The 25130-nt window shown below is 43.8% G+C and carries 21 protein-coding genes, 1 other RNA gene, 2 pseudogenes and 1 riboswitch; of the genes and pseudogenes, 9 read left to right on the top strand and 15 right to left on the bottom strand.

Features of this window, described 5'->3' with window-relative positions:
* Window positions 1-178: 178 nt before the first annotated feature.
* Window positions 179-1025: pseudogene (fghA, locus tag AC0L66_RS04275) on the top strand (S-formylglutathione hydrolase).
* Between the two features lie 97 nt (window positions 1026-1122).
* Here the strand turns inward: fghA and AC0L66_RS04270 are convergent.
* From AC0L66_RS04270 to AC0L66_RS04255, 4 genes are all read right to left on the bottom strand, one after another.
* On the bottom strand, window positions 1123-2682 hold the full coding sequence (locus tag AC0L66_RS04270; protein WP_265674505.1) for an AbgT family transporter: 1560 nt from the start codon (window positions 2680-2682) through the stop codon (window positions 1123-1125).
* Between the two features lie 378 nt (window positions 2683-3060).
* Window positions 3061-3474: a type IV pilus modification PilV family protein gene (locus tag AC0L66_RS04265; RefSeq protein ID WP_265674504.1), complete on the bottom strand. Its 414-nt coding sequence runs from the start codon at window positions 3472-3474 to the stop codon at window positions 3061-3063.
* Between the two features lie 1265 nt (window positions 3475-4739).
* Window positions 4740-5348: a hypothetical protein gene (locus tag AC0L66_RS04260; protein WP_473568475.1), complete on the bottom strand. Its 609-nt coding sequence runs from the start codon at window positions 5346-5348 to the stop codon at window positions 4740-4742.
* Window positions 5349-5459: 111 nt separating this feature from the next.
* Window positions 5460-5858 (bottom strand): pilus assembly FimT family protein, encoded by a 399-nt coding sequence (locus tag AC0L66_RS04255; RefSeq protein WP_473568473.1) that lies wholly within the window; start codon window positions 5856-5858, stop codon window positions 5460-5462.
* Window positions 5859-5972: 114 nt separating this feature from the next.
* Here AC0L66_RS04255 and AC0L66_RS04250 point away from each other — a divergent pair, with 114 nt between their 5' ends.
* The gene (locus AC0L66_RS04250; RefSeq protein ID WP_428794565.1) at window positions 5973-6392 is read left to right on the top strand and encodes a type IV pilin protein; all 420 of its coding nucleotides are present in this window, start codon (window positions 5973-5975) and stop codon (window positions 6390-6392) included.
* A 112-nt stretch (window positions 6393-6504) separates the two neighbouring features.
* Here the strand turns inward: AC0L66_RS04250 and dnaJ are convergent, their stop codons facing one another.
* The 4 genes from dnaJ to grpE all read right to left on the bottom strand — a co-directional run bounded on the left by dnaJ (window position 6505) and on the right by grpE (window position 12331).
* Window positions 6505-7641, bottom strand: a complete 1137-nt coding sequence (gene dnaJ, locus AC0L66_RS04245; protein ID WP_265674499.1) for a molecular chaperone DnaJ — start codon at window positions 7639-7641, stop codon at window positions 6505-6507.
* 353 nt (window positions 7642-7994) lie between these two features.
* Entirely contained in the window at window positions 7995-9902 is a 1908-nt protein-coding gene (gene dnaK / locus AC0L66_RS04240) for a molecular chaperone DnaK (protein ID WP_265674498.1), read from the bottom strand.
* Window positions 9903-10178: 276 nt separating this feature from the next.
* Window positions 10179-11453, bottom strand: coding sequence for a dicarboxylate/amino acid:cation symporter (locus AC0L66_RS04235; protein WP_473568471.1), 1275 nt, complete (start codon window positions 11451-11453; stop codon window positions 10179-10181).
* A gap of 275 nt (window positions 11454-11728) precedes the next feature.
* Window positions 11729-12331, bottom strand: coding sequence for a nucleotide exchange factor GrpE (gene grpE, locus AC0L66_RS04230; protein WP_473568469.1), 603 nt, complete (start codon window positions 12329-12331; stop codon window positions 11729-11731).
* 151 nt (window positions 12332-12482) lie between these two features.
* Between grpE and nadK the strand changes: the two genes are divergently transcribed.
* From nadK to bamE, 3 genes and pseudogenes are all read left to right on the top strand, one after another.
* Window positions 12483-13367: an NAD(+) kinase gene (gene nadK, locus AC0L66_RS04225; protein ID WP_250618310.1), complete on the top strand. Its 885-nt coding sequence runs from the start codon at window positions 12483-12485 to the stop codon at window positions 13365-13367.
* Window positions 13368-13543: 176 nt separating this feature from the next.
* Window positions 13544-15210 (top strand): annotated as a pseudogene (gene recN, locus AC0L66_RS04220) (DNA repair protein RecN).
* A 158-nt stretch (window positions 15211-15368) separates the two neighbouring features.
* Window positions 15369-15728, top strand: a complete 360-nt coding sequence (gene bamE / locus AC0L66_RS04215; RefSeq protein ID WP_265674494.1) for an outer membrane protein assembly factor BamE — start codon at window positions 15369-15371, stop codon at window positions 15726-15728.
* A gap of 52 nt (window positions 15729-15780) precedes the next feature.
* Here the strand turns inward: bamE and AC0L66_RS04210 are convergent, their stop codons facing one another.
* Together AC0L66_RS04210 and AC0L66_RS04205 are read right to left on the bottom strand one after the other, a co-directional pair.
* Window positions 15781-16089, bottom strand: coding sequence for an RnfH family protein (locus AC0L66_RS04210; protein WP_265674493.1), 309 nt, complete (start codon window positions 16087-16089; stop codon window positions 15781-15783).
* A 1-nt stretch (window position 16090) separates the two neighbouring features.
* The gene (locus AC0L66_RS04205; protein ID WP_265674492.1) at window positions 16091-16519 is read right to left on the bottom strand and encodes an SRPBCC family protein; all 429 of its coding nucleotides are present in this window, start codon (window positions 16517-16519) and stop codon (window positions 16091-16093) included.
* 175 nt (window positions 16520-16694) lie between these two features.
* Here AC0L66_RS04205 and smpB point away from each other — a divergent pair, with 175 nt between their 5' ends.
* Window positions 16695-17180: an SsrA-binding protein SmpB gene (smpB, locus tag AC0L66_RS04200; RefSeq protein WP_265674491.1), complete on the top strand. Its 486-nt coding sequence runs from the start codon at window positions 16695-16697 to the stop codon at window positions 17178-17180.
* Window positions 17181-17248: 68 nt separating this feature from the next.
* Window positions 17249-17615: a transfer-messenger RNA gene (gene ssrA / locus AC0L66_RS04195) on the top strand.
* A gap of 133 nt (window positions 17616-17748) precedes the next feature.
* Here the strand turns inward: ssrA and AC0L66_RS04190 are convergent.
* Window positions 17749-18174: a phosphate-starvation-inducible PsiE family protein gene (locus AC0L66_RS04190; RefSeq protein WP_473568466.1), complete on the bottom strand. Its 426-nt coding sequence runs from the start codon at window positions 18172-18174 to the stop codon at window positions 17749-17751.
* Between the two features lie 249 nt (window positions 18175-18423).
* A complete protein-coding gene (locus tag AC0L66_RS04185) occupies window positions 18424-19422 on the bottom strand; it encodes a threonine aldolase family protein (RefSeq protein ID WP_473568464.1) in 999 nt (332 codons plus the stop codon).
* Between the two features lie 233 nt (window positions 19423-19655).
* Here AC0L66_RS04185 and AC0L66_RS04180 point away from each other — a divergent pair, with 233 nt between their 5' ends.
* Window positions 19656-20252, top strand: coding sequence for a DedA family protein (locus AC0L66_RS04180; RefSeq protein ID WP_473568462.1), 597 nt, complete (start codon window positions 19656-19658; stop codon window positions 20250-20252).
* 5 nt (window positions 20253-20257) lie between these two features.
* On the opposite strand, the gene AC0L66_RS04175 is transcribed toward AC0L66_RS04180, so the two are convergent.
* Window positions 20258-20782: a GNAT family N-acetyltransferase gene (locus tag AC0L66_RS04175; RefSeq protein WP_265676054.1), complete on the bottom strand. Its 525-nt coding sequence runs from the start codon at window positions 20780-20782 to the stop codon at window positions 20258-20260.
* Between the two features lie 407 nt (window positions 20783-21189).
* Window positions 21190-21341, top strand: a riboswitch (FMN riboswitch).
* 196 nt (window positions 21342-21537) lie between these two features.
* Between AC0L66_RS04175 and ribB the strand changes: the two genes are divergently transcribed.
* Window positions 21538-22200 (top strand): 3,4-dihydroxy-2-butanone-4-phosphate synthase, encoded by a 663-nt coding sequence (ribB, locus tag AC0L66_RS04170; RefSeq protein WP_265676055.1) that lies wholly within the window; start codon window positions 21538-21540, stop codon window positions 22198-22200.
* A 143-nt stretch (window positions 22201-22343) separates the two neighbouring features.
* Here the strand turns inward: ribB and AC0L66_RS04165 are convergent, their stop codons facing one another.
* Both AC0L66_RS04165 and AC0L66_RS04160 read right to left on the bottom strand, forming a co-directional pair.
* Complete coding sequence (locus AC0L66_RS04165; protein WP_265676056.1) at window positions 22344-24164, bottom strand: ATP-binding protein; 1821 nt, start codon at window positions 24162-24164, stop codon at window positions 22344-22346.
* 10 nt (window positions 24165-24174) lie between these two features.
* On the bottom strand, window positions 24175-24984 hold the full coding sequence (locus AC0L66_RS04160; RefSeq protein WP_473568460.1) for a phosphate/phosphite/phosphonate ABC transporter substrate-binding protein: 810 nt from the start codon (window positions 24982-24984) through the stop codon (window positions 24175-24177).
* Window positions 24985-25130 lie beyond the last annotated feature (146 nt).

The following is a 25130-nucleotide window of genomic DNA, read 5'->3' as shown; positions in this document are numbered from 1 at the left end:
CCACGTCGCCTATTGTTACAGTACCGTAATAGTTTATTTCAAATAGTCCTAATTATCATCTCATTAGAAATAAATATACTATACCTATCAAAACAAACGGCGCCATTTAGGCTAGTCTTACTGGTAATAATGCCCCTTAAGTCGCCGCGTCTTATTGACCTTTAGTAAGGAAGTAAACATGACTATCGAAAATAGCAGCCAAGCAAAAGTATTTGGTGGTTGGCACAAGCAATATACGCATCAATCTAACGTTCTAAACTGCGCGATGAAATTTGCCGTTTACCTTCCACCACAAGCGAGCAAAGAGAATCCCGTGCCTGTCATTTATTGGCTGTCTGGCTTAACCTGCAGCGACGAAAATTTCATGCAAAAAGCAGGGGCGTTTAAAGTCGCTGCGGAGCTTGGCGTTGCGATTGTTGCTCCCGATACTAGCCCGCGAGGCGAAGGGGTAGCTGATGACGCAGAAGGAGCGTATGACTTAGGCCTTGGCGCAGGATTCTATCTCAATGCCACCCAAGCTCCTTGGGATAAGCATTACCACATGTATAGCTATATTGTTGACGAACTACCAAGCGTTAATCGAACAGCATTTCCCTGTCACACCAGCCAAGTCGATATCTGGCCACAGCATGGGCGGGCATGGTGCACTCACTATTGGTCTAAAAAATAGCGAACAGTACCGTTCGATTTCAGCTTTTAGCCCAATAACCAACCCTATTAACTGTCCTTGGGGACAAAAAGCATTTAGCCACTACCTTGGTAATAATATTGAAGATTGGAAGGCCTATGACAGCGTTGAGCTTCTCAAACACAATAAAGCCACCTTACCGATTCTGGTTGATCAAGGCGAAGACGACGGCTTTTTACAAGAGCAGCTTAAGCCAGAATTACTGGTCGCGGCAGCCAAAGCCTCTGGCAGTGATATGACGCTTAGAATGCAACCAGGTTATGATCACAGTTATTTCTTTATACAGAGTTTTATTGAGAACCACTTACGCTTCCACGCTCAGTTCTTAACAGCGTAACCCCCGATTGATTCGCTCATTCTCAGATAAAAAAAGCCCGCCAGTTCAATCCTGGCGGGCTTTTCAGTACTTTGTACCTGATTAAGTTAGCGATAACTTACATGGTGTACGTGTACGGTGCTTGAATACCTAGTGGGATACCCAGCGCCCAATAAGCGAGCAAGAATAATGTCCAGCCAATTAGCATCGCGATAGAGAATGGCATCATTAGAGAAGCCAATGTACCGATGCCCGTTGATTTCACATAACGTTGACAGTAAACCACAACCAATGGGAAGAAGACCATCAATGGCGAAATGATGTTCGATACTGAATCGCCAACACGGTATGCCGCTTGAGACAGTTCAGGAGAGATGCCTACTGCCATTAGCATTGGAACCAAGATTGGACCAATCAACGCCCACTTAGCCGATGCAGAACCGACAAGTAAGTTAACTGAAGCCGTCAACAAAATCATACCTACGATGGTCGCTTGACCTGGTAGGTTCATGGCTTTCAGACCTTCCGCACCGTAAAGCGCTAGCATAGTACCGATATTTGACTGAGCAAACGCTGACAAGAATTGTGCACAGAAGAACGACATCACAATGTACGCACCCATGGTAGACATGGTGTGAGACATCGCTTTAATGATGTCATTGCTATCTTTAAACGTACCCGCCACACGACCGTAAACAATACCTGGAATAATAAACAGGATGAAGATTAACGGTACGATGGATTGCATGATCGGCGCAGAGAATGCGGTAATTTCACCTTCAGGAGAGCGTAGTGCTGAATCTTCTGGCAAAAGTGCGAAAACAAGTAAGGCGATACCCGCCATCATTGCCCAACCAGCCGCACGGAATGCTTTAGACTCAACAGCAGTAAAAGAACCAAGATCTGGTGCTTCTTCTGCATCTTCATCGACAGGAAGGTTTGCAAGACGTGGCTCGATGACTTTCTCAGTCACCCACCAACCAATCGCGATAACCAAAACAGAAGATAAACCAGTAAAGAAAATATTCGAAAGTGGGTTAATCACATAGTCTTGGTCTAGTACTTGAGCAGCCGTTTGTGTGAAGCCAGCCAACAGTGGGTCGATACCAGATGGGATGAAGTTTGCAGAGAAACCGCCCGATACACCAGCAAATGCTGCGGCAATACCTGCGAGAGGGTGACGACCTGCTGCGTGGAAAATGATACCACCAAGCGGGATAACCAACACATAACCCGCGTCAGCTGCCGTATGAGAAACAATCGCAACCAAAATAAGCATTGGCGTTAGCAATTTCGCTGGCGTGAAGTTAAGCATTTTCTTCAAGCCAGTTTGGATAAAGCCAGAAGAGTCTGCAACACCAACACCTAACATCGCAACCAATACGATGCCAAGAGGAGCGAAGCCAGTAAACGTGGTTACCATGTTTGCTAAGAAGCTGGCAAGCGCCTCACCCGTTAGCAAGTTATTGACCTCTAATGCACCGCCAGTACGAGGGTTAATAAGATCAAAGCTAACATTCGATAGAACGGCAGATGCGACCCAAACAATAACTAATGCCCAGAAAAATAGAATAGCAGGATCTGGGATCTTGTTTCCTGCCTTCTCAATTGCGTTTAAAAAGCGATCCATGCCACTCGGCTTTGGCGTTGGCGCTTGATTGATAGTCTGGTTACTCATGGTAACTCCATTGTGATGTTGTGGTGCGTGAACTTTAAAGCAGCTTCACTGTGTCATTTTTCTTCGCGACTATTTTATGTAAAAAAAATTAAATTAGTAGATAATTTGGAAGTATTTCCATTTTTGTAGACTTATTTTGCAAAAAACACCCGAACAAGTAACAGAAAAACAACATAGAAGTACACATATCCAAAACATTCCACTAACTAGCACGCAAAGTGCCCGATTATATAAGCATAGTGTATAAATCCATCACATCGGACGGGCAATGCGTCACACACCTTTATTCATTAAAGTGATGAGCGGTAGGGGGGATAGTTCAAGTAAAAGAAGTGCGGTAACCATGTTAATTGATGACCCGTTGACCTTAGCTGAGTATCAATCAAATTCACTGTAATTGGAGAATTGACTTTGTAAGGAGAGCGTCTGTGTCTGCCCAAATCGATCGGGCCAACTGACGACGACTTCGACAGCTTTGATACTGCTCGAAAAAGGAACGGCCGACACCGTCCATTCAACAACAAATGGCGAATGAGTCAAATCTTCACCATCCACAAGATCCGTGACAAAATCGGCCACATCCATGGTGGACGATGCGGGATCTGCGCCTCGGGTACTAAACCACTCTAAACGTGCTTCGGCAAGCCCCAACGCCTGAATGCCTTGGGCGGCATAATCAGATTTCTGCTCGATGTAGGTCTGCATTTTCACTAACCCTAATGCGCCAACACCTATCAAGCAAAAAGCGATCATGACTTCAATCAGGCTAAAACCTTGTTGTTTAGAAGTCACGCCATGAACCCTTTTTCCAGGAGAAAACAGAAACTGTATTTTGTGTGTGTTGCACCACATCCCTATTGTAATGAAACGACAGTGAATCCCTAAAAAGAGACAAATGCTCCTTACTTGGGTAGTCAAAAAAACACCTCCTTTGATACTAAAAGCACCGCCTTGATAATATGCTGCAGAACCATATTTTGTGGGGAAATGATCTACAGCTCCATCGGCGATATTTAAGTCTTTCCATGCCTCTTGAGTAGGAATAAAATCATAATTGAAATGAAATACAACACCTTGTATCTCCGCCGCCCCTCCCAAAGACATTAACCCCTCATGAACAACAAGAGACAGAGATTTTCTATTCGAATCTCCAGGGTTTAAAAGTTTGTTAAGAGAATCCAACTCATCACCACTAATCGCGCATGACCCCTCAACCCAAATAGCGAAGTTTCCACTTTCAAGTTGCTCAATAATTTTTGTGCCGCAGTTTGTAGCGTTACTACCTTCTAAGCCAAGGCTTAAATCAACCACCGTAAACTCACCATTATCTCTGACTAAATTATGATACTGTGGGTCAACACCAAAAAAATCTTTAAAAACATTAAGTTGTTCATCTTGCTTAAAATCACTACGTAAACAAATTGGTTCAGAATCTGAGGAACAAGGCACACTAACAACCGTCTTTTCAACACAATCCTTATTCTTATGCTCAAACCCAGCATAAGGGCTCATACCATGTATCACACCACTATTGACAATAGAGGAAGCTGAGTTGAACGAACCAGCAAATCTTACCGCCGTACAATCCCAATCGTCATCGAGCTCTAATCCTGGGTCTGGCGTCGATATATTGATTGAACTATTCACGACAAAGCTACTACTGCTTTGGATTGCTCCAGATTGCAAGTTTCCTCCTGCACGCATAAAGCGTCGGCTCACTCTACGCTGCTGGACCGTCGCAATAATCATCACCTCATTATTCGCTGGATCGAGAATTATTTCCGGTACGACGTTGAAGGTAGAATCACAAGCAGTGACTAAGGGCGGTATTGTTCTACCTATCATGTACTGAGCCACACCGCATTCAACCGCTCCTTCCGCTTTCCAATGCGCCTGTCTTGAAGCAACCTCATTTTGTGTCCGCTTAATTTCATAAAATGTGCTTTTGTATCCACCAAGCGTCACAACTAAAGCAACGATCAAAAGTAAGCATGTGGTGAGAAGTGTGACTACCCCGCCTTGCGCGGAGATGCCTGAAAATGATGTTCTAGTGCTTATCATTGGCCATTCCTTATCAAGAAACGGCGCTCAATATCCGCTCTAATCATTGGATTTCCAGCGAGCTGAGCGGCCATCGATAAATGAATATATTGTTTACTAATACTGGAACTAGAGACATTAAACGCCTCTACGGAAAAGGACGTCACCGCAATCAAATCATCTTCCAACAGCGACGTACAATTGCTGCCACTAAAATAATTGATGTCAAATATGGCCACGGCGCGTTTTCGGCAAATTCGCAGAGACTGCGACGATTGGGAGTAGCGCCATGAGGTATTTTCATACTCTCCACTATCACCTCGATGATCATCCCAATAGGCATACTGGATTTGGCTTCCGTCACTGTTTATATAAATCGTATTCGCCGCGCCAGAAGGGGTGCTAGAACTTCCCAGTTCGCTATAGCCTGCCCGAATAAGATCATTTTGTAACCGTCTTGCTGTTGTCGCCAGTGCTTGACTCAACAACATAGTCTGAGCACGTTCGGAGGTATGCTGTTGAACCATAAGATACACCGACCCAATGGAGCCTATCGCGACAATGCCGATCGTCGACGCCACTAGCATCTCGACTAATGACCCACCTCTCTCTCGAGAAAGACTCATACTGAACAGTCCCCTACGCCATATTCAGCATCACCAAATTGACAAACCACAATGCGACCCGACGCCGCCGAGGTTTTAATTCTGATACCTGAATTTTGTTGTGAATACGGGCTAATCGTGATCGTCCCAGTTGATAAAACAACACTTAATCAAATTATCAAATTTGATTTGTTTACTATTGTGGTTAAGGTGGAGATGAACGTTTTGATATGGCTGGCCGCTAAGCGCCATGAAGGTCGTACCCGATAAGGAGGGTGAATTGGTCACCAAAATATTCCAGCTTCCATCCTCGGCACCTTGAGGGAGATGATTAAAATGACTCCAAAGAGGTTCATTTCGCATAATGGCTTCGGCCTTGGTTTGCATTAACATCCCGTAGATTTCTGCCGCCGCTCTCTCTACCTTCACTTCCTTCGACAGTCCTGAAAAGCTAGGGGCGACGCTCAGCATGAGTATCATCATAACGAACACGCTAATCATGAGCTCTAGTAGAGTGAATCCGCGAACCATTTCCCAAATCCCAATGAAACCTATCACAACAATCGGATAGGTATTGCAGAAATCCTAGCAGTCACGAACACTATAAATATCAAAAAAATCAGAGCATTGGGCAGAGTTAAAAGAATGAGATGTAAAGTAAGTAACCACTTTCAAATAGGCTTGACCCTGATCGAAATTCTTATCGCTTTAGTCATACTTGGGGTAGTAAGCGCTGTCGCATACCCGACGTATACACAGCAAACGCGCGAAGCGTATCGGATGATTGCGCTGGGTGACATGCTAGAAATGCAACTGGAACTTGAACGACACTACAATGCTGGTTATAACTTTGAGCACATCCTATCTGGAGGAAAATGTGTGGTGTGTGAGTCTGATACCACTCGATACCAATTTACTGTAACCAGTAGCGCGACCGCTGCCTACACCATTACAGCAATAGCCCAACCCTTCAGTAATCAAAGTAAGGATAACTGTTTAGATAGCGATAGGAAAATGAGTTTGAATTCCAAAGGCGTAACCAAACCAAATGCTTGTTGGAAATAGCGCTAGCCAGACCCCCCCCCCCGCGAACACAAGCTTGGGAAAATAACATAGTATGACTGAAACAAAAAAGCTCGCCACAAGGCGAGCTTCCATAATGCGCTAACAGTAAAGGTTAACTGGTTAGATCATCGAAGAATTTTTTAACACCATTGAAGAAACCTTCTGATTTCGGCTGATGCTTGTTTGCAGCTTCGCCACCACAAGTATCTTCAAATTCGCGTAATAACTCTTTTTGACGCGCACTGAGTTTCACTGGCGTTTCTATCACTAACTTAACGATTAAGTCACCAACACCACCGCCACGAACGCCCTTCACGCCTTTACCGCGCATACGGAACATGCGACTTGTTTGCGTCTCTTCTGGCACTTTTAGGTTAACGCGTCCGTCCAACGTTGGAACTTCCACTTCACCACCTAATGCAGCTTGAGCAAAGCTCACGGGCACTTCACAGTACAAATTGTTGCCTTCACGCTCAAAGATATGGTGCTCTTTAACATGAACTTGTACATAAAGATCGCCCGCAGGTGCGCCTTGCTCACCCGCTTCGCCTTCACCAGATAAACGAATACGGTCACCCGTATCCACACCAGCAGGGATTTTCACATTCAGTGTTTTAGACTTTTGAACACGACCTTGACCATGGCAGCTGTTACAAGGGTCTTTGATGATTTTGCCTTGACCATTACACGTTGGACAGGTTTGTTGTACGGCAAAGAAGCCTTGGCGCATCTGAACTTGACCGTGACCATGACAGGTGCCACACGTTTGAGGCGATGAGCCTTTTTTCGCGCCACTCCCCTCACACGGCTCACACTCAACCAATGTAGGAACTTCAATTTCTTTTGATACACCACGTACCGCTTCTTCTAGAGAAAGCTCCATGTTGTAACGCAGATCTGAACCACGCTGAGCGCGTGATTGACCGCGGCGTCCACCACCGAAAATATCACCAAATACATCACCGAAGATGTCACCGAAATCACCAGCACCGCCGCCGAATCCGCCGCCACCCATGCCGCCTTGTTCGAAAGCTGCATGACCATATTGATCGTACGCTGCTTTCTTTTGAGGATCGGTTAGGATTTCGTACGCTTCTTTTACTTCTTTAAACTTATCCGCAGCCGATTCATCACCTTGGTTTCTATCCGGGTGATACTTCATTGCAAGACGTTTGTAGGTTTTCTTTATATCGCGCTCAGACGCATCACGACCTACACCTAATACTTCGTAAAAATCACGTTTTGACATATTGCTTGGTACCAATTACTTCGACAAACAGCCCAGCGCTGTTTTTGGGTTGTATCATTCTAGATAAAAATTTGGGTCCTGGGTCCTGGGTCCTGGGTCCTGGGTCCTGGGTCCTGGGTCCTGGGTCCTGGGTCCTGGGTCCTGCAGGTTATTGTGACTTCCTTATCTAGAATGACAATATTCACATACATGCGGGCGTGAAGGTTACCCTAAACGCCCGCATAAATCACTTTTCAAGAATCCAAATAATCGAATTCTTTACACTAAGAGGATCTGCCTCGGCATAAAGATGCATCCTTTGCGTTGCAAAATACACATCTCAAACAGGGAGGCTGAACTCCTAGCAACAAGAATTATTTTTTCTCGTCTTTTACTTCTTCGAACTCAGCATCAACAACGTCGTCTTCTTGCTTAGGCTGTTCACCAGCTTCTGCATCAGCACCTTGTGCTTGTTGTTGAGCCATTTCCATTAGTTTTTGTGCCGCAGCCATTAGCGCTTGAACTTTCGTGTCAATCGCTTCTTTGTCATCGCCTTTACGAGCTGTTTCTAGCTCAACGATTGCTGCTTCAATCTTCTCTTTCTCTTCAGCTGGAAGGGCTTCGCCTGCTTCTTCCACTTGCTTACGAGTACCGTGAATCATTTGGTCAGCTTGGTTACGTGCCGCAGCCAATTCTTCGAACTTCTTGTCCGCTTCTTTGTTTGCTTCCGCTTCTTGAACCATTGCTTCGATATCTTCGTCGCTTAGGCCACCAGACGCTTGGATCGTGATTTTTTGCTCTTTGCCAGTTGACTTATCTTTCGCAGATACGTGTAGGATACCATCCGCATCAAGGTCGAAAGTTACTTCGATTTGCGGTGTACCACGTGGTGCTGCTTGGATACCTTCTAGGTTGAATTGACCTAGAGACTTGTTGTAAGTCGCCTGCTTACGCTCACCTTGTAAAACGTGGATAGTTACCGCGTTTTGGTTGTCTTCTGCTGTAGAGAAAACTTGGTTCGCTTTCGTTGGAATCGTTGTGTTCTTCTCAACAAGCTTCGTCATTACGCCGCCCATTGTCTCGATACCTAGAGAAAGAGGCGTTACATCTAGAAGAAGTACATCTTTCACGTCACCCGCAAGAACACCACCTTGAACTGCAGCACCCATTGCTACTGCTTCATCAGGGTTTACGTCTTTACGTGGCTCTTTACCGAAGAACTCAGTTACCTTAGCTTGAACCATAGGCATACGAGTTTGACCACCAACTAGAATAACGTCGTTGATGTCGCTTACTGATAGGTCAGCATCCGCAAGAGCAACTTTTAGTGGCTCAAGAGAACGTTGTACTAGGTCTTCAACTAGAGATTCTAGTTTCGCACGAGTCACTTTAACGTTCATGTGCTTAGGACCCGTTGCATCTGCCGTTACGTACGGTAGGTTTACGTCAGTTTGAGAAGTAGAAGAAAGTTCAATTTTCGCTTTCTCTGCTGCTTCTTTAACACGTTGCATTGCTAGAGGGTCAGTTTTAAGGTTAATACCTTGCTCTTTTTTGAATTCATCAACTAGGTAGTTGATTAGACGGTTATCGAAATCTTCACCACCAAGGTGTGTGTCACCGTTAGTTGCTAGTACTTCAAATGTTTTCTCGCCTTCAACTTCATCGATTTCGATGATAGAGATATCAAATGTACCGCCACCAAGGTCATAAACTGCGATAGTGCGATCGCCGCCTTTTTTATCTAGACCGTAAGCAAGAGCAGCTGCAGTCGGTTCGTTGATGATACGTTTAACTTCAAGACCTGCGATACGACCCGCATCTTTTGTTGCTTGACGTTGTGCATCGTTAAAGTAAGCAGGAACAGTGATTACTGCGCCAGTCACTTCTTCACCTAGGAAGTCTTCTGCTGTTTTCTTCATTTTTTTCAGGATTTCAGCAGATACTTGAGGTGCAGCCATTTGTTGGCCTTTCGCTTCAACCCATGCATCACCGTTGTCAGCCTTAACGATTTTGTAAGGCATGATTTCGATATCACGCTGAACTTCTTCATCTTCAAAACGACGACCGATCAGACGCTTAATCGCAAATAGCGTGTTTTCTGGGTTAGTTACTGCTTGACGTTTTGCAGGTTGACCTACAAGAGTTTCACCGTCTGTATAAGCAATAACCGATGCGGTTGTGCGTTCACCTTCCGCGTTTTCAAGTATACGTGGTTTGTCGCCATCTAGAACAGCAACACATGAGTTAGTAGTACCTAAATCAATACCAATGATCTTACCCATCAGACTATCTCCGAATAAATTCTATTATTACGCTTTCTATTGCCCCGAGTCGGGGCCTTAGAGCCAGTTGGAAAACTAACTCAAAAAAGGTTTGTTTTCTGTATGAACCATAGATAAGGGCAGCAACGCGCTTTTCAAGGGAAGAGGACAAAAAAAATCGCTTTTTTTCATATTTAAACGAAAACGGAGCACAAAGGCTCCGTTTTTTAACTCGCTTTTCCTGCGACGTCTTTCGCGACGTTGTATTTATCTAAGGCGTTATTCTTATTTACGCGCTTATGCTTGGCTTTGAACGGGTGCAGCTTCATTGACTGCTTCCGAGTCAAGCTCACCTTCAGAGTGCGCTACGATAGTATTCACCGCCGTATCACCCACTACATTCGAGCTGGTACAAAACATATCATTGATGCGGTCAACAGCAGCAACAATCGCAAGGCCTTCTGGTGGTAAACCAAGTTGATGAAGTAGAACACCAATCATCACGACACCACCACCAGGTACACCACCTGCGCCAATGGATAGCAACAAGATAGTGAAGCCCATTGTGACTAGGTCTGCCATTTGGATAGGCTGACCAAATGCGTTAGCAATAAAGATAGTCGCAATCGCGATGTAAATGGAAACGCCAGCCATGTTCATGGTCGCGCCTAACGGCACACCAAAACCCGCCACCGACTTAGAAACACCAATTTTATCTGTCAGTGTTCGCATTGTTACCGGGATAGTCGCGTTTGAACTTGCCGTAGATAGCGAGAACAGGACTTGTTCACGAGTTGCACGCATAAACTGGGCAGGCGATACTTTTGTTGTTGCACCAACCATGATTGGATAAACAATGAATATCCATAGAATAAGGATACCGACAACTAACGCAACATAACCAGCAACCGACGCCAATGTACTGGCATCTAGAGTTGCACCAAGCTGAATCATCAGTGCAAATACACCATAAGGCGCTAAGCTCATCACCAAGCCAATCAGCTTCATCATGATATCGTTACCCATCTTAAAGGCACGAATCGCTGGACCACCTTTCTTATCCAGAGCTTGGATGGCTAGACCTGTCAAAATAGCCATAAAGATAATCTGTAGCATGTCGCCATTAGCAAATGCTTGGAAAGGGTTGCTTGGTACGATATTGGTAATCAAAGAGAAGATATCAGGCGTGGTCGTTGATGTTATCTCAACCGTAGCGGCAACGGTTCCACCAAGGTTTGCTCCCGCACCAGGCTGAACAATCATACCAACCGTTAGTGCAAACGTGATTGCTATTACCGTATTTAGAATATAAAGCGCAAAAGTTTTACCGCCTAAACGGCCAAAGGATTTGATGTCTTTTAGTTCCACAATACCGCAAACAATTGACACATAAACCAGTGGTACCACTAGAAGTTTAATTAACGATACAAACATACCGCCAACGCCTTCCGCGAGACCAAGTAAGTATTGGTCAAAAAGACTAACACCAGCGAACAAGTATTGAATTGCCGTACCGATCAGTAGACCGGTAAATAGACCAATAAAGATCTTTTGGGATAGAGGTTTATTCATTCATAGACTCCAGAATGTTGTGTTGATTCCCTGTGTTTTTATAGTTATTTGCTTTCTTATTAATAGAAAACTCAGGGCATCTTACAGATCTGAAGTTCAAAATAAAGCATTAATTTTACATTTTGTTACCTCAATGAAACAATACAAAAACCTAATTGATACATGGTTATTGATATTTACAACAAAAAAAAATGAAGCCAAATAGGCTTCATTTCTTTGATATACATAAACTAATAGAGTTTTACGCTCGTCTTAATGATTTGCGTCCCTACTTGTTATTTCGACACCATAACCATGGCAGGTCTGATCACTCGACCATTAAGCTCATAACCTTTTTGCATGACGAACATCACAGTATTTGCTTCATGATCCGCGCTTTCTTGAATAGACATCGCTTGGTGAAGTTCTGGGTTAAACGTCTCGCCTTCAGGGTTAATTTCCTTTAAGCCAAACTTAGCGACCGCATCAACCAGTGTTTTATGAGTCATCTCGACTCCTTCAACGATTGGTTTTACCACCTCATTTTCAGCATCTGCAGCGGCAATCGCACGCTCTAGGTTATCGATTACTGGCAATAACTCTTCCGAGAATTTGTTTAAAGCGAATTTACGTGCTTTATCAATTTCTTGCTCAGTACGACGGCGCATGTTTTCCATTTCAGCTTTGGCGCGCAGTACAGAATCTTGCTGCTCTTTAATTTTAGCTTCGCTAGACAACAATGCTGCTTCTAGTTGAGCAATCTTAGCTTCTTGAATATCTTGTTCTGATTCTTCATTCCACTCAACATCAGCGTCAGAACCAACCACGTCTGCATCTTGCATTTCTACGTCTTGCGTATGCAGTTCTTCTTGATTTACTTTGTTTTCTTCGTTGCTCATGGTCTCTCCGCAATACTCGATTCACGTCAATGCATGGTAGCCAAGTGAGAAACTTGGATTAATTTCATACCAAACACTGCATATATAAACACTTTGGGTATATTATGGGGATGAAGATTTTTGATTCAAGCACTAAAAGTTTGGAAGTGATATGAAAAACACCTTTAAGGTGATCGCCATCATAGGTAAACCCCGAGCACAGAAAGCAATTCAGACTCATAAAGAATTGTTTCATTGGCTTACATCAAAAGGCTATAACGTCCTTATTGATGACCGATTGATTGATATTCTTGTCGATATTCCCAGACAGCATTTTTTTAGCCTAGTTCGTATTGGTCGAGAAGCTGACCTCGCTATCGTCGTTGGTGGTGATGGCAATATGCTTGGCGCCGCAAGAGTGCTATCACGCTTTGATGTGGCCGTCATCGGCGTCAACCGTGGTAACTTAGGGTTTCTCACCGATCTCAACCCTGAAGGCTTCGAGCAAGCGTTAGAAGCCGTGTTGCAAGGGGAGTACATCGAAGAAAAGCGTTTCTTGCTTGAAACTGAAATTCACCGCCATGGGCAAATCAAAAGTCACAACGCCGCCCTTAATGAAGCGGTACTTCACCCAGGTCAAGTCGCCCATATGATTGAGTTTGAAGTCTATATCGACGACACGTTTGCATTTAGTCAGCGATCAGATGGCTTGATCGTGGCGACACCAACTGGATCAACCGCTTATTCATTATCCGGCGGCGGGCCAATCCTTTCAGCAAAACTGAATGCCATATCTTTGGTGCCAATGTTCCCTCATACACTTTCAAGCCGCCCACTCGTGGTCGACGGTAATTGCCGAATCAAACTCATTGTTTCGCCAGATAACCGGGGCACTCAAGAGGTCAGTTGTGATGGGCAAATTTCACTGCCTGTGTCACCAGGCGATGAAATACATATTTTCCAAAGCCCTAACGTTTTGAAACTGATCCACCCTAAAGATTACAGCTACTATCATGTTCTGAGAAACAAGCTGGGTTGGTCGAGCAAACTCTTCTAAATCATAGGTTTGACTACCCATTGATTGAGCCAGCAATGTATTGCTGGCTTTTTTGATCGTATTTTCAGCAACCCGCGATTGATCACATAAAAAATTCAGACAGTACCTTTACTGTATAAAGAAACAGTATATACTGAGCTTATATACAGTAATGTTGATATAAACAGGTAAAGAAAATGCTGTCTCATCTAAGTGTTAATAATTTTGCTATCGTAAAATCTCTGCAGTTAGAACTCAGTACGGGAATGACCACCATTACCGGAGAAACTGGTGCAGGTAAATCCATCGCGATTGATGCACTGAGCCTCTGTTTGGGCGGACGTTCAGACGCAGGTGCGGTTCGCAACGGCGAAGATAAAACCGAAGTCACCGCCGCCTTCATGATTGATAATAATGTCCATGCCACCCGCTGGTTAGAAGACAACGATCTCTATGATGGTACCGAATGCATCTTGCGACGAAGCATTACCAAAGAAGGTCGCTCTCGCGCCTTCATTAATGGTAGCCCTGTGCCGTTATCCCAACTTAAATCTTTGGGACAAACGCTTATCAACATTCACGGGCAGCACGCTCACCACCAACTAATGAAAGGCGACTATCAACTTTCATTACTGGACCAATATGCTTAGTCATACCACCCTACAAAAACAAGTCCGTAATAGTTATCAAACTTGGCGAAGCGCCGATATTGCATTGAGAAAACTAAAAGAAAACAGTGCCAATAACCAAGCTCAATTGCAGCTGCTTGAGTATCAAATTAAGGAACTCAACGAACTCGCGATTGAAGAGCTAGAATTTCCAGAACTTGAACAAGAGCACAAGCGCTTAGCAAACAGCGGCGAACTTGCGATTTCATGCCAGCAAGCCATTGATATTATTTACGAGGGTGATGATGTCAATGCTCTCGCACTACTGCAAAGTGCCAGCAGCAAACTCATTCAGCTGTCAGAGCTTGATACTACGCTTACACCTTTACCGACAATGCTTGAAGAAGCAATGATCCAAATTGAAGAGGTGAACGCTGAACTACGTGACTACCTTGATAAAGTCGACGTGGACCCGCAACGCATGGCGTATGTAGAATCACGCTTTTCTAAAATCATGTCGCTCGCTCGCAAGCATCACGTGCTACCTGAGGAGCTTTATCAACATCATCAAAGTTTGCTCAATCAAATTGAGCAGCTCGACTGTTCTGATGAAACAATATCTGCGAAGGAACAAGACGTCAGCGCCCTTTTTGAACACTATGTCCGCATATGCGAGAAACTCAACAAATCTCGCGGTCGTTACGCTAAAGAACTAAACAAGCTGATTTCGCAAAGTATGCACGAGCTCAGCATGGATAAAGCCAAGTTTGCTATTGATGTGAGCTTTCAGCCAGAGCACCCCTCACCAACAGGAATGGATACAGCAATCTTCTTAGTCTCAACTAACCCGGGTCAACCGATGCAGCCTATCGCTAAAGTCGCATCTGGTGGTGAGCTATCACGAATATCATTAGCCATTCAGGTCATTACGGCGCAGAAAGTAGATACACCAAGCCTTATTTTTGATGAAGTGGATGTAGGTATTAGTGGTCCAACTGCGGCGGTTGTTGGACAGATGCTTAGAAAACTAGGGGAATCAACACAAGTCCTGTGTGTCACCCATTTGCCTCAAGTTGCTTAGTCATGGACACCACCAACTGTTTGTCACAAAAAATACTAAAGGCAATAAAACTGAAACCAGTATGTACGCGCTAAACGAAAACGAACGAATTAGTGAACTGGCTCGCCTACTTGGTGGTAGCCAAATTACCGAGTCGACGCTAGCAAACGCCAAAGAACTATTGATTGCGGCTTAGAGGGTTAGTTCCCTAAACCAATAGATTTCAACAAGGATTGTAATCTAACTCATAAATCAGCGCTCTTTTTACATAATGAAGCAGACATGTTTTTACATCTGCTTCATCCTTGTTTATTATCTCTGCAGTTTAAAAAATCAAAGTTGTAAATTGACGCTATGCAATTAAAAAAGTGGTTGGCAGCAATACCACTCGCCTTAACATTACTGACAGGCTGCTCGGTAATAGAAAAAATCGTCTACCGTATTGATATTAATCAGGGGAATTTTGTCGAACAAAATGCCGTTGATCAGCTACGCTTTGGCATGACAAGAGAACAGGTTCGCTTTGTTCTTGGCTCACCGATGCTTATCGAAAATGGTTACCCGAATACGTGGTACTACATCTACCACGCAACGAAAGGACATGATGACGCTGTTCAGCGTAATCTTGTTGTCGATTTTGATGCTACTGGCACATTGACGAACATTTCTGGCGACTACGAAGCCAGCGACCAGTTTTTCGAAAGCCTAAATTAATAAAAAAGCTCGCAATGCGAGCTTTTTTATTATCGATTCGTTGACCAGTTCATCATGCAGACTTGGCAGCTTTAGCCTGCTCAGCTCGCTTGCGGCGGATTTCTTTTGGATCAGCCAGCAATGGACGATAGATCTCTATTCTATCTTTATCTCTTACCGTTGCATCAAGCTTAACGTTACGGCTAAACACCCCGACCTTATTAACCTTAAGATCAATATCAGGGTAAATGTCTAATACGCCAGATTTCTCGATAATTTCTTCAACGGTGAGCTCATGGTTAACCACAATCGTAAAAACACGCTGCTCATCGGGTAAGGCATAAACGACTTCAACGTGAATGAGCGGTTGATCAACGTTCATGCTAGTACACCTCTTTGGCACGCTTGGTAAATGAGTTCACCATATTGCTGGTTACGTCATGGAAAATCTTGCCGAACGCGAGCTCAATCATCTTACTCGAAAACTCAAACTCAAGCTTGAGCTCAACTTTACATGCTTGCTCATCAAGCGGAATAAAAGACCAGACCCCTTTCAACATTTTGAATGGGCCGTCAACCAATTCCATCAGTATTTCACGGCCTTGTACCAGCGTATTCGCTGTTGTGAATGTTTTGCTAATGCCTGCTTTCGACACATCAACCGATGCCACCATTTCCATACCAGAAGACTCTATTACACGAGAACCAGAACAACCAGGCAGAAAGTCAGGATAACTGGCAACATCATTCACCAAGTTAAACATCTGGTCAGCACTGAACATTACTAATGCCGAACGCGTCACATGTTGCATAAAAAACATCTCACAATAAAAAGCTAATGGTGATTCTACTGAGTTCTACGAGTTAGCTCAAGTTGACAACTCAACCCAACAAATATATCAAAGCACTAACGACTCATGATACATTTAGCTATCGAAAACAAAAGCCTTTCCTAAAACTCCAGACTCACCTTATAATGGCGCCACTATGGTAAAAAAGAACTCAAAGAATAAAGCGGGTAGTAACACTATCGCGCAAAACAAAAAGGCTCGCCACGAATATCACATTGAAGATGATATCGAAGCTGGTATTGAGCTACAGGGCTGGGAAGTCAAATCACTTCGTCAGGGCAAAGCTAACATCGTCGAAAGCTACATTTTTATCCGCGATGGCCAAGCCTATATCAGTGGTATGTCTATACTCCCGCTAAATCAAGCCTCTACTCATATAGTCGCCGAACCCACACGTGTGCGTAAATTACTTATGCGCCGCCGAGAACTCGACAACCTTATTGGTCGTGTGAATCGCGAAGGTATGACGTTAGTCGCGCTCTCTTTGTATTGGTCTCGTTCTTGGGCGAAACTCAAAGTCGGTGTTGCTAAAGGTAAAAAACTGCACGATAAACGCGAAGATTTAAAAGAAAAAGACTGGGCAAGAGACAAAGCACGCGTTATGAAGAGTAACTTGCGCTAATCTTAACCACTTGAACTTTCAACTACTAGACACGCTTAGCTTTTCTGGTACTATGAAAAATAACACTTGGGGCTGATTTAGGATTCGACAGGAATTTTGAAGTCTGAGGTGCATGCCGTGGGGCGGTTGGCCACGTAAAAAGCCGCAAAAAAATAGTCGCAAACGACGAAAACTACGCACTAGCAGCTTAATAACCTGCTGAGAGCCTCTTTGCCCTAGCTTCCGCTTGTAAGACGGGGAACAACAAAGAGTCAAACCCAAACTAGCTAGATCGGATTCTCCCGCCTGAGAGATGAAGTTCGAAATTTAATTCAGGATAGTCATTTACTAGCGTGTCGGTTCGCAGGTACTTGGTGAATTTAAAGATCGACTAAGCATGTAGTACCAATGATGAATGATTTCTGGACGCGGGTTCAACTCCCGCCAGCTCCACCAAACGTTTGGAAAGGGCGATAACTCTTTGAGTTATCGCCCTTTTTGTCTTTATATCGACAAAGATTTTGTTGTTAGTACTGACCTATGGTACTAACAACCACTTACGATTACAGCTCTTGAGCCACGGTTCACTCTACTCATCAGACTCTTTTGTTCTAATGTCCACGTAAGGCCAGTAATGGTGCCCGACTCGAATCAATAGGGTTGCGGCAGCCAAAATAAAGGCAGCAGCAGATAGCCAGACAATTAGCACAGCGTCTAGCTCCTTCATGCCTAACGTTATGTAACGCGCGATCGCCATCATCGCGATATAAATTGGGTAGCGGACTGGAATTTTTCCATTCACTACAAACTGCTGAACCATCGCTAGAACTTCGAGATAGATGAACATCAACAGTATATCTGTCAATTGAACCCGTCTCTCCGTAAAGACGTGCATAAACTCTTCCATCATGGCGAACAAAGTAGCAAGTGTGATGGCGACTAAGAGTATCGCTTCTAAGACGTAAAAGACCTTTAGAAAAGGTTTGCTAAAAGATTTCGGTAAGTGAGAAGGCATAGTTATTCTTCAGAAATTTTAAATCTAGTTTTTACAATAGCATGCATCTTTATAACTCGCTCTAATTCAGTACATTGCCTTTAATTTATTCGGCGAATTAGCCACACGGACTGCGTGTATTTCAGTATATGACATGAGGCCAACCCTACCTATGACAGCGGTCTATATGGCTTTCAACTCACTTCGACACATGCTTGCTCTATCAATGCGAGGTATTGGTGAAGTTCATCATCGGAGATCTCAAGCAACCTAGTCACCCACGTACCACTCTATAAAGCTCTGATTGGGTAATATTCCTTGCTGCGGGTTGCCAATCCACACACCAAGTTCGATTGCTAGTTTGTCACGTAGCTCACAGGCTTGCTGCTGACTAAGAGGAAGGTGTATGTGTAGCATGTTAGCTTGAGGTTGGGTTGGATTAGCGGTGAGCCGTGGATATTGCTCCAGCATTGTATATACCTGCTGAGTCCTCTCAAATAGCTTAGGCAAGGCACTGATTTTTTGCTCAAACTGCATAGCTGCAGCCACAATATAAGGAGTACGGTGATAGACACTTCCCCCCTGTCTGTGCATCCAAACCCTTGCTTTTTCAATAAACGCCTTATCACCAACTAACATTGCGCCTCCAAGCCCAGCAACCCCCTTGTAAAGCGACACATACACTGAGTTAAACCCTATTGCGATGTCATTATAGGATTTCTGATAAAATGCCGCCGCTTCCCATAGCCGTGCACCGTCCATATGCAGATGAATATCCTGAGATTGGCAGTAACGCTTGATCTCTTCAAGTTCACTGAAGTTAGGTAACTGCCCTCCAATCTCTCTCATTGGCAACTCGTAAAGCACCGCCCCGAGACGATCAGGAATGGAAGCAATAGCCGATACTGTCCATGGTTGGTAGGGCTTTCCTACTGGGAATACGTTAAATCTATTTTGTAGCTGATAGCCTTGATTTTCATGTAGATAAATATGACTAGAGGGATGCATTGCAACGTTACGACATTCACGCTCCTCACACGCGATTTGAAGAGCTGTCGGCTGAGCCATGGTTCCGGTGATAACAAATAAACCCGCTTCAAAGCCTAATAAAGTGGCAATCTTTTGCTCGAATGCTTGAATTAGCTTTCCTTCACCGTACCTATCATGTTCAACCTCGTGCTGCTCGCACCACGTTGCCATCTCTGCAAACATTTGAGCGGGAGAACGCTCTCTATTACCCGGTAATACAACCCTACACTTATCCTGCATTTCCTGTCCTTCGTTTTTCTACCTAACTAGAATCTGACTAACTAAAATCGGCCTAACTAAAGGCATTCTATTAAGATAACCCATTAATATGGCTGGTGAACTTATAACATTACAACGACTATTATGGATTATTTTTCACCACCTTTGCCGCTAGAAACACCTATCATTTATTGACTGTTTAAACTAAGCAGAGTATCTATCAAATAACCATAGCAATCCATCGAGGTTATCCATTGCAGCATATTAATGATCTTTTGTTAACGATGAAGCCTCTGCTAGAGCATTATGGCTACCTAGCTTTAATCGTTAGCATATTCCTTGAAGGAATGGGGATACCTATGCCCGGTCAATCACTTATGATTGCGGCGTCTATCCTTTCATCACAGCACCTGATGAATCTATCGCTGATTATCGCAGTATCTTGGCTAAGCTGTTTTATCGGTAACACCTGCGGTTATCTAATTGGTTATCACTTTGAAGGTTGGCTGGACAAAAAGGGCTATATCTCTGGCCCTAAAATGCAACGACTTCAAAACACCGTTCAACGCTATGGCCCTGCATGCTTGATTATTAGTCGCTTTGTGGAAGGCATGAAACAATTTATGCCTCTCGCATGTGGGATAGCCAAAATGCCTAGACATGAATTTCTTATCGGTAACGCTATCGCGACAAGTATATGGGTCGCGATATTTAGCTTACTCACGCATTTTGCGTTCGATCATCTACAACAAATAGAGCAGCTCTATCGCGCACATAGGCTGTCCGTTTGGCTCGTAACCGCAAGTCTATTTATACTTTTCATTATCGCGCTACTGAAAAAGAAATCGTGAGACAGTTAATACTCTGGCTCTTTGATTGTGAGCTCTAAACGTACTAGACCCATTTCATCAGCCTGAGTCAAGTGGGCGTTGACTGTCTCTAGTCCTAATCGCTGACAAACCGCTATAGCCGCTTCATTTCCCTTACGGGTTTCGGCAAAAATAGAGGTGATAGGGAAATGTTGAATACCGAACGTGATTAGCGCCGACATAGCTTCAACGGCGATACCTCGCCCTTGTCGATCAACCGCAAGACCAAAACCAATCGATGCTCGGTTATTGGCTTCTAAGCGAAAGGCTGCAGTACCAATTACCTGATGACTTTCTTTTCCTTCAATAACTAGCTGAAACCTCGTTCGAGGGATTTGCTGTGACTGCTCCACAAACATTTCGAGTAAATGGGCGTTAAATTCAGGCGAACACTCTTCTTTGGGGTAAAATGTTTGGTATCTTGGATGTGACGTTATGTTAAGCCAAGCCTCAATATCACCAAGTTGAAAGTCTCTTAAAATCAGTCGTTCGGTTTCTAGCATAAATTCCATTCTATTCTCTTTACATTCAGGTCTGCCAGCATACTGTGAAAAGACATCAATACTGCCGCTCTTATCTTAGCTTTTAGATAGCTAATTCAATGCTAGGTTCCAAAAATATATCTCTTCCTATTAATGTGTTTTGTCATTCAGCAATGACTAGATGGCTAGGAAAACAGTGTAGGACAGACGGGGCAATTTAGCTCACCAGTGCTGTAGAATTCACCTTCAACCTTCAAAAAAGTTGAGGGTTATCGTACTTCAGAGAAACATCCAATACGCTCGCTTGACATGTGATTAATAAATCGTCGCGATCGCACGAAATAAAAAGCAAAACATGCTGAGTTCAACAATAAACGCCTTACTTCTTTTCAAGCTGGTAAAAAATCGCTACCATTTAGTCGTCGTTAAGACATTCATTTTATTCTCAGGGCGGGGTGAAATTCCCCACCGCAGCGGTAAGTCATTCAATTGATAAGCCCGCGAGCGCCTAACCCCTTAGGAGTTAGGGTCAGCAGATCTGGTTAAACTCCAGAGCCGACGGTCATAGTCCGGATGGGAGAGGATAAATATACCCACAACCACTTCTCTATACACGCTTTCGTGTATACGGATAGAAGTGTGCGCTACATCGCGTCACATGTGGGTATAGAGAGCGGCTGTATGGCGTTTAACCACCATGACAGCCGCTCTCGGATATCTTTTGGATCCTTTAAGGTCCCCATACCAATGCCCTGATTCTGGTATTTTAAACTTGGAGTATTACCATGAATCAGAACCAAACCTCACTACTATCAGAATTTGGCACACCTCTAGAGCGTGTTGAAATTGCTCTTGCCGCGTTACGCGAAGGTCGTGGCGTATTGCTACTCGATGATGAAGATCGCGAAAATGAAGGCGATATCATTTGTTCCGTTGATCATCTAACTAATCAACAAATGGCACTTATGATTCGTGAAGGCAGTGGCATTGTTTGCCTATGCATCAATGACGAGCAAGCAAAGCAACTCGACTTACCGCCAATGGTCACCAATAATAACAGCGCTAACCAAACCGCTTTCACGGTGTCGATTGAAGCCAAAGTGGGTGTAACAACTGGCGTTTCAGCTGCAGATCGGGTCATGACCATTAAAACGGCGTGCGCTGAACAAGCAAGACCAGAAGACCTTGCCAGACCAGGACATGTGTTCCCACTAAGAGCTCGCAAAGGCGGTGTGCTTACTCGTCGCGGTCACACTGAAGGCACGATTGATCTGATGCAAATGGCAGGGCTATCACCATTCGGCGTATTGTGTGAAGTCACCAATCCAGATGGAACAATGGCAAAGGCACCTGAAATTGTCGAGTTTGGCAAGGTACACAATATGCCCGTCTTAACCATTGAAGATATGGTTCAATACCGTTTGGCGATCACAGAGAAATCTGCATAATCAAAAATGGAGCTCCCTAAATACAGGGAGCTCTGCTATTTATCTTTTCAAGTTTACGGTAACGGCCAGATCATATCGAATACACCTTCCATTCTCATTGGCCTCATTCCAGTACCAAAAACACGACATACATCCCCCAGCTCCTATTTTAATGGTGGCGGTATTGTCTTTAAGGTATTGATCACAATTTGAGTGAAGTTTTGTACATTTAGCGGCTTAACCACAACACCTTTCGCACCAACTTGAATAAACGCTTTGTGGGTTTCTGCTGTAAGATCCGCTGTCCAACCAAAAATAATCAGGTTATCTTGTTCAATAACCATTTTCTGTATTAATTCAATCCCGGAAACCTCCGGCATATGATTATCAATGAGCATGCAATAATAAGAACGAGTTCTTAAACAGTTCATTGCCTCATGGTGATTGTTCGCGACATCAACAATAAAGCCGATTTTTTCACACCACTTTTTCCCAACTAACAAATTGACTTTATTATCGTCAACAAGAAGCACGCGACTACCGTTCGGAGGACGCCAACTGACATCTTCTAGTTTATTGGTTTGCCCAGTCAGTAAACTGGCTGACGACTGATTCACTTTAAAGGCTAAAGGGAGCACCACTGTAAACGTACTGCCCTCCCCCAACTGACTGGCTACCTCTATCGTCCCATGCATCTTTTCGACTAATTTACTCACGATAGAAAGCCCTAACCCAGTTCCACCATAATCTCGAGTAATCGTATTATCGGCTTGAACAAAAGGATCTAGGATCACATCGACCTTATCTTCAGCAATCCCCGCCCCTGTATCTTGTACTTCAATCATTAACCTAGATAACGACTCACTCCATGTAACCCGGCATGTCACGCCTCCCTTGTTGGTGAACTTAATGGCGTTCCCCATCAAATTAAACACTATTTGCTTGATCCTTGACTCGTCTCCATCCCACTCTATATTACTCGGGATGTTATTTATGACCGATAGTTGAATATTCTTTTCCGTACAAAGTGGTTTATAAAAGCTTTGTGTCAACCGAACGGTTGCGAGCATGTTAAACGGGGAGGGATTAAGCTCTAATTGATTTTGTTCGATTTTTGAAAAGTCCAAGATATCATTGAGGATGGACATCAAGTGCTCACCGGAATCATTGATAACTTTGCAGTTTTTCTTTGACTCTCCTGTAAGCTCGGACTCCATATACTTAGACATACCAAGAATACCGTTTAGCGGAGTGCGTATTTCATGGCTGATTAATGCCAAAAAATCATCTTTGGCTTGATTTGCCGCTAACGCTTGATCTTGAGATCGTTGTAGCTCTTCATACTGCTTATGCATTGCAGTGGACATACTATTAAAGGCATCAATCACTTGTCCTATTTCATCTTGGTTATGATGCTCAACTCTATGACCAGGCCCCTTGCGCTCAATCTCTCGATTCGCGCGGGTAATTTTGTGAAGATCTTTTGTCAGTGTCCAACCAAAAAGCCACGAGGCAACGGCAACAAACACAATTTCTATGACGGCAATTCCGCCCAGATATATACCAGAGCTTCTTACAACCTCTGTGATTCGTCGTCCATCAAACATTAACTCAAGACGGCCAATATAATTACTTTCAAAATCAATATCGAGCGTTCTAAAGTAGTAATCCTGAGGCTGATGTGAGTGTGTACTCAACACCTCTCCAACAGCGACCACTTCCGTATTTCCAATGTACATTTTGACATAAACCACATCGGGGTCGACCAATACATCGCGGGCAATACTTGTTAATCTAGCAATATCGTACGTCAGTAACGCATCAATAGAGCTTTGCTTAAGTAACGACAGAGTCCCAGCCATTTTATTCTGGAACAATTCAGCATTCGATTCGGCCAAAAAGCTCATGGCATAGAAAACCAAAACCATGAGGAAAATCGCTTCAATTATAGCGACTCCAACAATCATTTTGGTTCGAAATTTCATCTCTAATTAATCACTTTGTACTGAGATCAACATTCAGGGCCAACTCTCGAACATCATCCCAATCAGAATCTTGAGCGGCCACGAAGCCTTGGATCTTAAGTGGATCTAACAATTCGGGGGTCGTCTGTTCAAGCTTAATTAACGCCTGCTGTAATTTCTCTTTTAACGCCTTAGGCATCGTTGCATTCACCGCAATGGCGTGAGGGGTGTAACCTTTACTCTCCCACAAAATTCTTAGTTGCTCGGTCACCTGAGGATCCATGGCTTTAAATGTTCGTCTCACCCCGCCCCCCGCAGGAAATAGCCCTTTCGCGACATTCAAATAAACAGAATCATGGGAACGAACATACACAGGTGTGATGTCGATATCATTTTGACTAAAATAACCACGGCTCAAAACACTGGCAGCAAAAGCGGCCGGAGCAGGAAACGCCAGTTTATTTCCAGCCAACTCATCCATGGATTGAATCCCACTGTCTTTACGAACGACAACAATACCTTTGATCAATTTATTTTTGGCTTTTGCTATCGCGTCATAGCCGTCATCCCTACTAAAGACCGTATAGTGATACGGGTTCATGTATGAAATATCATATGCACCTTTGGCAAGTTGATCTTCAAACTCAGGAATAGAGGGCTTTGTAGCAAATTGAATCGTCGTCCCTGTTTCTTCCGATAAGTAATTCATCAAAGGAATCCATTGTGATGCTAATTTACTTGCCGACTGCTGAGGAACAATACCAAAAATCAAAGTATCTTTAGCATAGCTATAACTAGAAACAAGCATGGCGAAGCAAGTTGCAATAATTGATAATTTCATTGGTTATCATCTCTATTCGTTCATTATAAAAATACTAGATGCTATTGACCAATAGGCAATTTTCTATTTGATTTAACGCGCTACCCCTTCCTATCACAGCCCCTATTTGACGTAGTATTAAACCTCTTAAGCTGCTACTAAGAACT

This window comes from Vibrio sp. GJ43-1 (genome assembly GCF_055808835.1).
This window is presented reverse-complemented; position numbering and strand designations above follow the sequence as displayed.

Bases quoted from the DNA above. Each gene is read 5' to 3' on its own strand.
- AC0L66_RS04270 (WP_265674505.1), bottom strand. From the start codon at position 2,682: ATGAGTAACCAGACTATCAATCAAGCGCCAACGCCAAAGCCGAGTGGC.
- AC0L66_RS04260 (WP_473568475.1), bottom strand. From the start codon at position 5,348: ATGAGTCTTTCTCGAGAGAGAGGTGGGTCATTAGTCGAGATGCTAGTG.
- AC0L66_RS04255 (WP_473568473.1), bottom strand. From the start codon at position 5,858: ATGGTTCGCGGATTCACTCTACTAGAGCTCATGATTAGCGTGTTCGTT.
- AC0L66_RS04250 (WP_428794565.1), top strand. From the start codon at position 5,973: ATGAGATGTAAAGTAAGTAACCACTTTCAAATAGGCTTGACCCTGATC.
- dnaJ (WP_265674499.1), bottom strand. From the start codon at position 7,641: ATGTCAAAACGTGATTTTTACGAAGTATTAGGTGTAGGTCGTGATGCG.
- dnaK (WP_265674498.1), bottom strand. From the start codon at position 9,902: ATGGGTAAGATCATTGGTATTGATTTAGGTACTACTAACTCATGTGTT.
- AC0L66_RS04235 (WP_473568471.1), bottom strand. From the start codon at position 11,453: ATGAATAAACCTCTATCCCAAAAGATCTTTATTGGTCTATTTACCGGT.
- grpE (WP_473568469.1), bottom strand. From the start codon at position 12,331: ATGAGCAACGAAGAAAACAAAGTAAATCAAGAAGAACTGCATACGCAA.
- nadK (WP_250618310.1), top strand. From the start codon at position 12,483: ATGAAAAACACCTTTAAGGTGATCGCCATCATAGGTAAACCCCGAGCA.
- bamE (WP_265674494.1), top strand. From the start codon at position 15,369: ATGCAATTAAAAAAGTGGTTGGCAGCAATACCACTCGCCTTAACATTA.
- AC0L66_RS04210 (WP_265674493.1), bottom strand. From the start codon at position 16,089: ATGAACGTTGATCAACCGCTCATTCACGTTGAAGTCGTTTATGCCTTA.
- AC0L66_RS04205 (WP_265674492.1), bottom strand. From the start codon at position 16,519: ATGCAACATGTGACGCGTTCGGCATTAGTAATGTTCAGTGCTGACCAG.
- smpB (WP_265674491.1), top strand. From the start codon at position 16,695: ATGGTAAAAAAGAACTCAAAGAATAAAGCGGGTAGTAACACTATCGCG.
- AC0L66_RS04190 (WP_473568466.1), bottom strand. From the start codon at position 18,174: ATGCCTTCTCACTTACCGAAATCTTTTAGCAAACCTTTTCTAAAGGTC.
- AC0L66_RS04185 (WP_473568464.1), bottom strand. From the start codon at position 19,422: ATGCAGGATAAGTGTAGGGTTGTATTACCGGGTAATAGAGAGCGTTCT.
- AC0L66_RS04175 (WP_265676054.1), bottom strand. From the start codon at position 20,782: ATGGAATTTATGCTAGAAACCGAACGACTGATTTTAAGAGACTTTCAA.
- ribB (WP_265676055.1), top strand. From the start codon at position 21,538: ATGAATCAGAACCAAACCTCACTACTATCAGAATTTGGCACACCTCTA.
- AC0L66_RS04165 (WP_265676056.1), bottom strand. From the start codon at position 24,164: ATGAAATTTCGAACCAAAATGATTGTTGGAGTCGCTATAATTGAAGCG.
- AC0L66_RS04160 (WP_473568460.1), bottom strand. From the start codon at position 24,984: ATGAAATTATCAATTATTGCAACTTGCTTCGCCATGCTTGTTTCTAGT.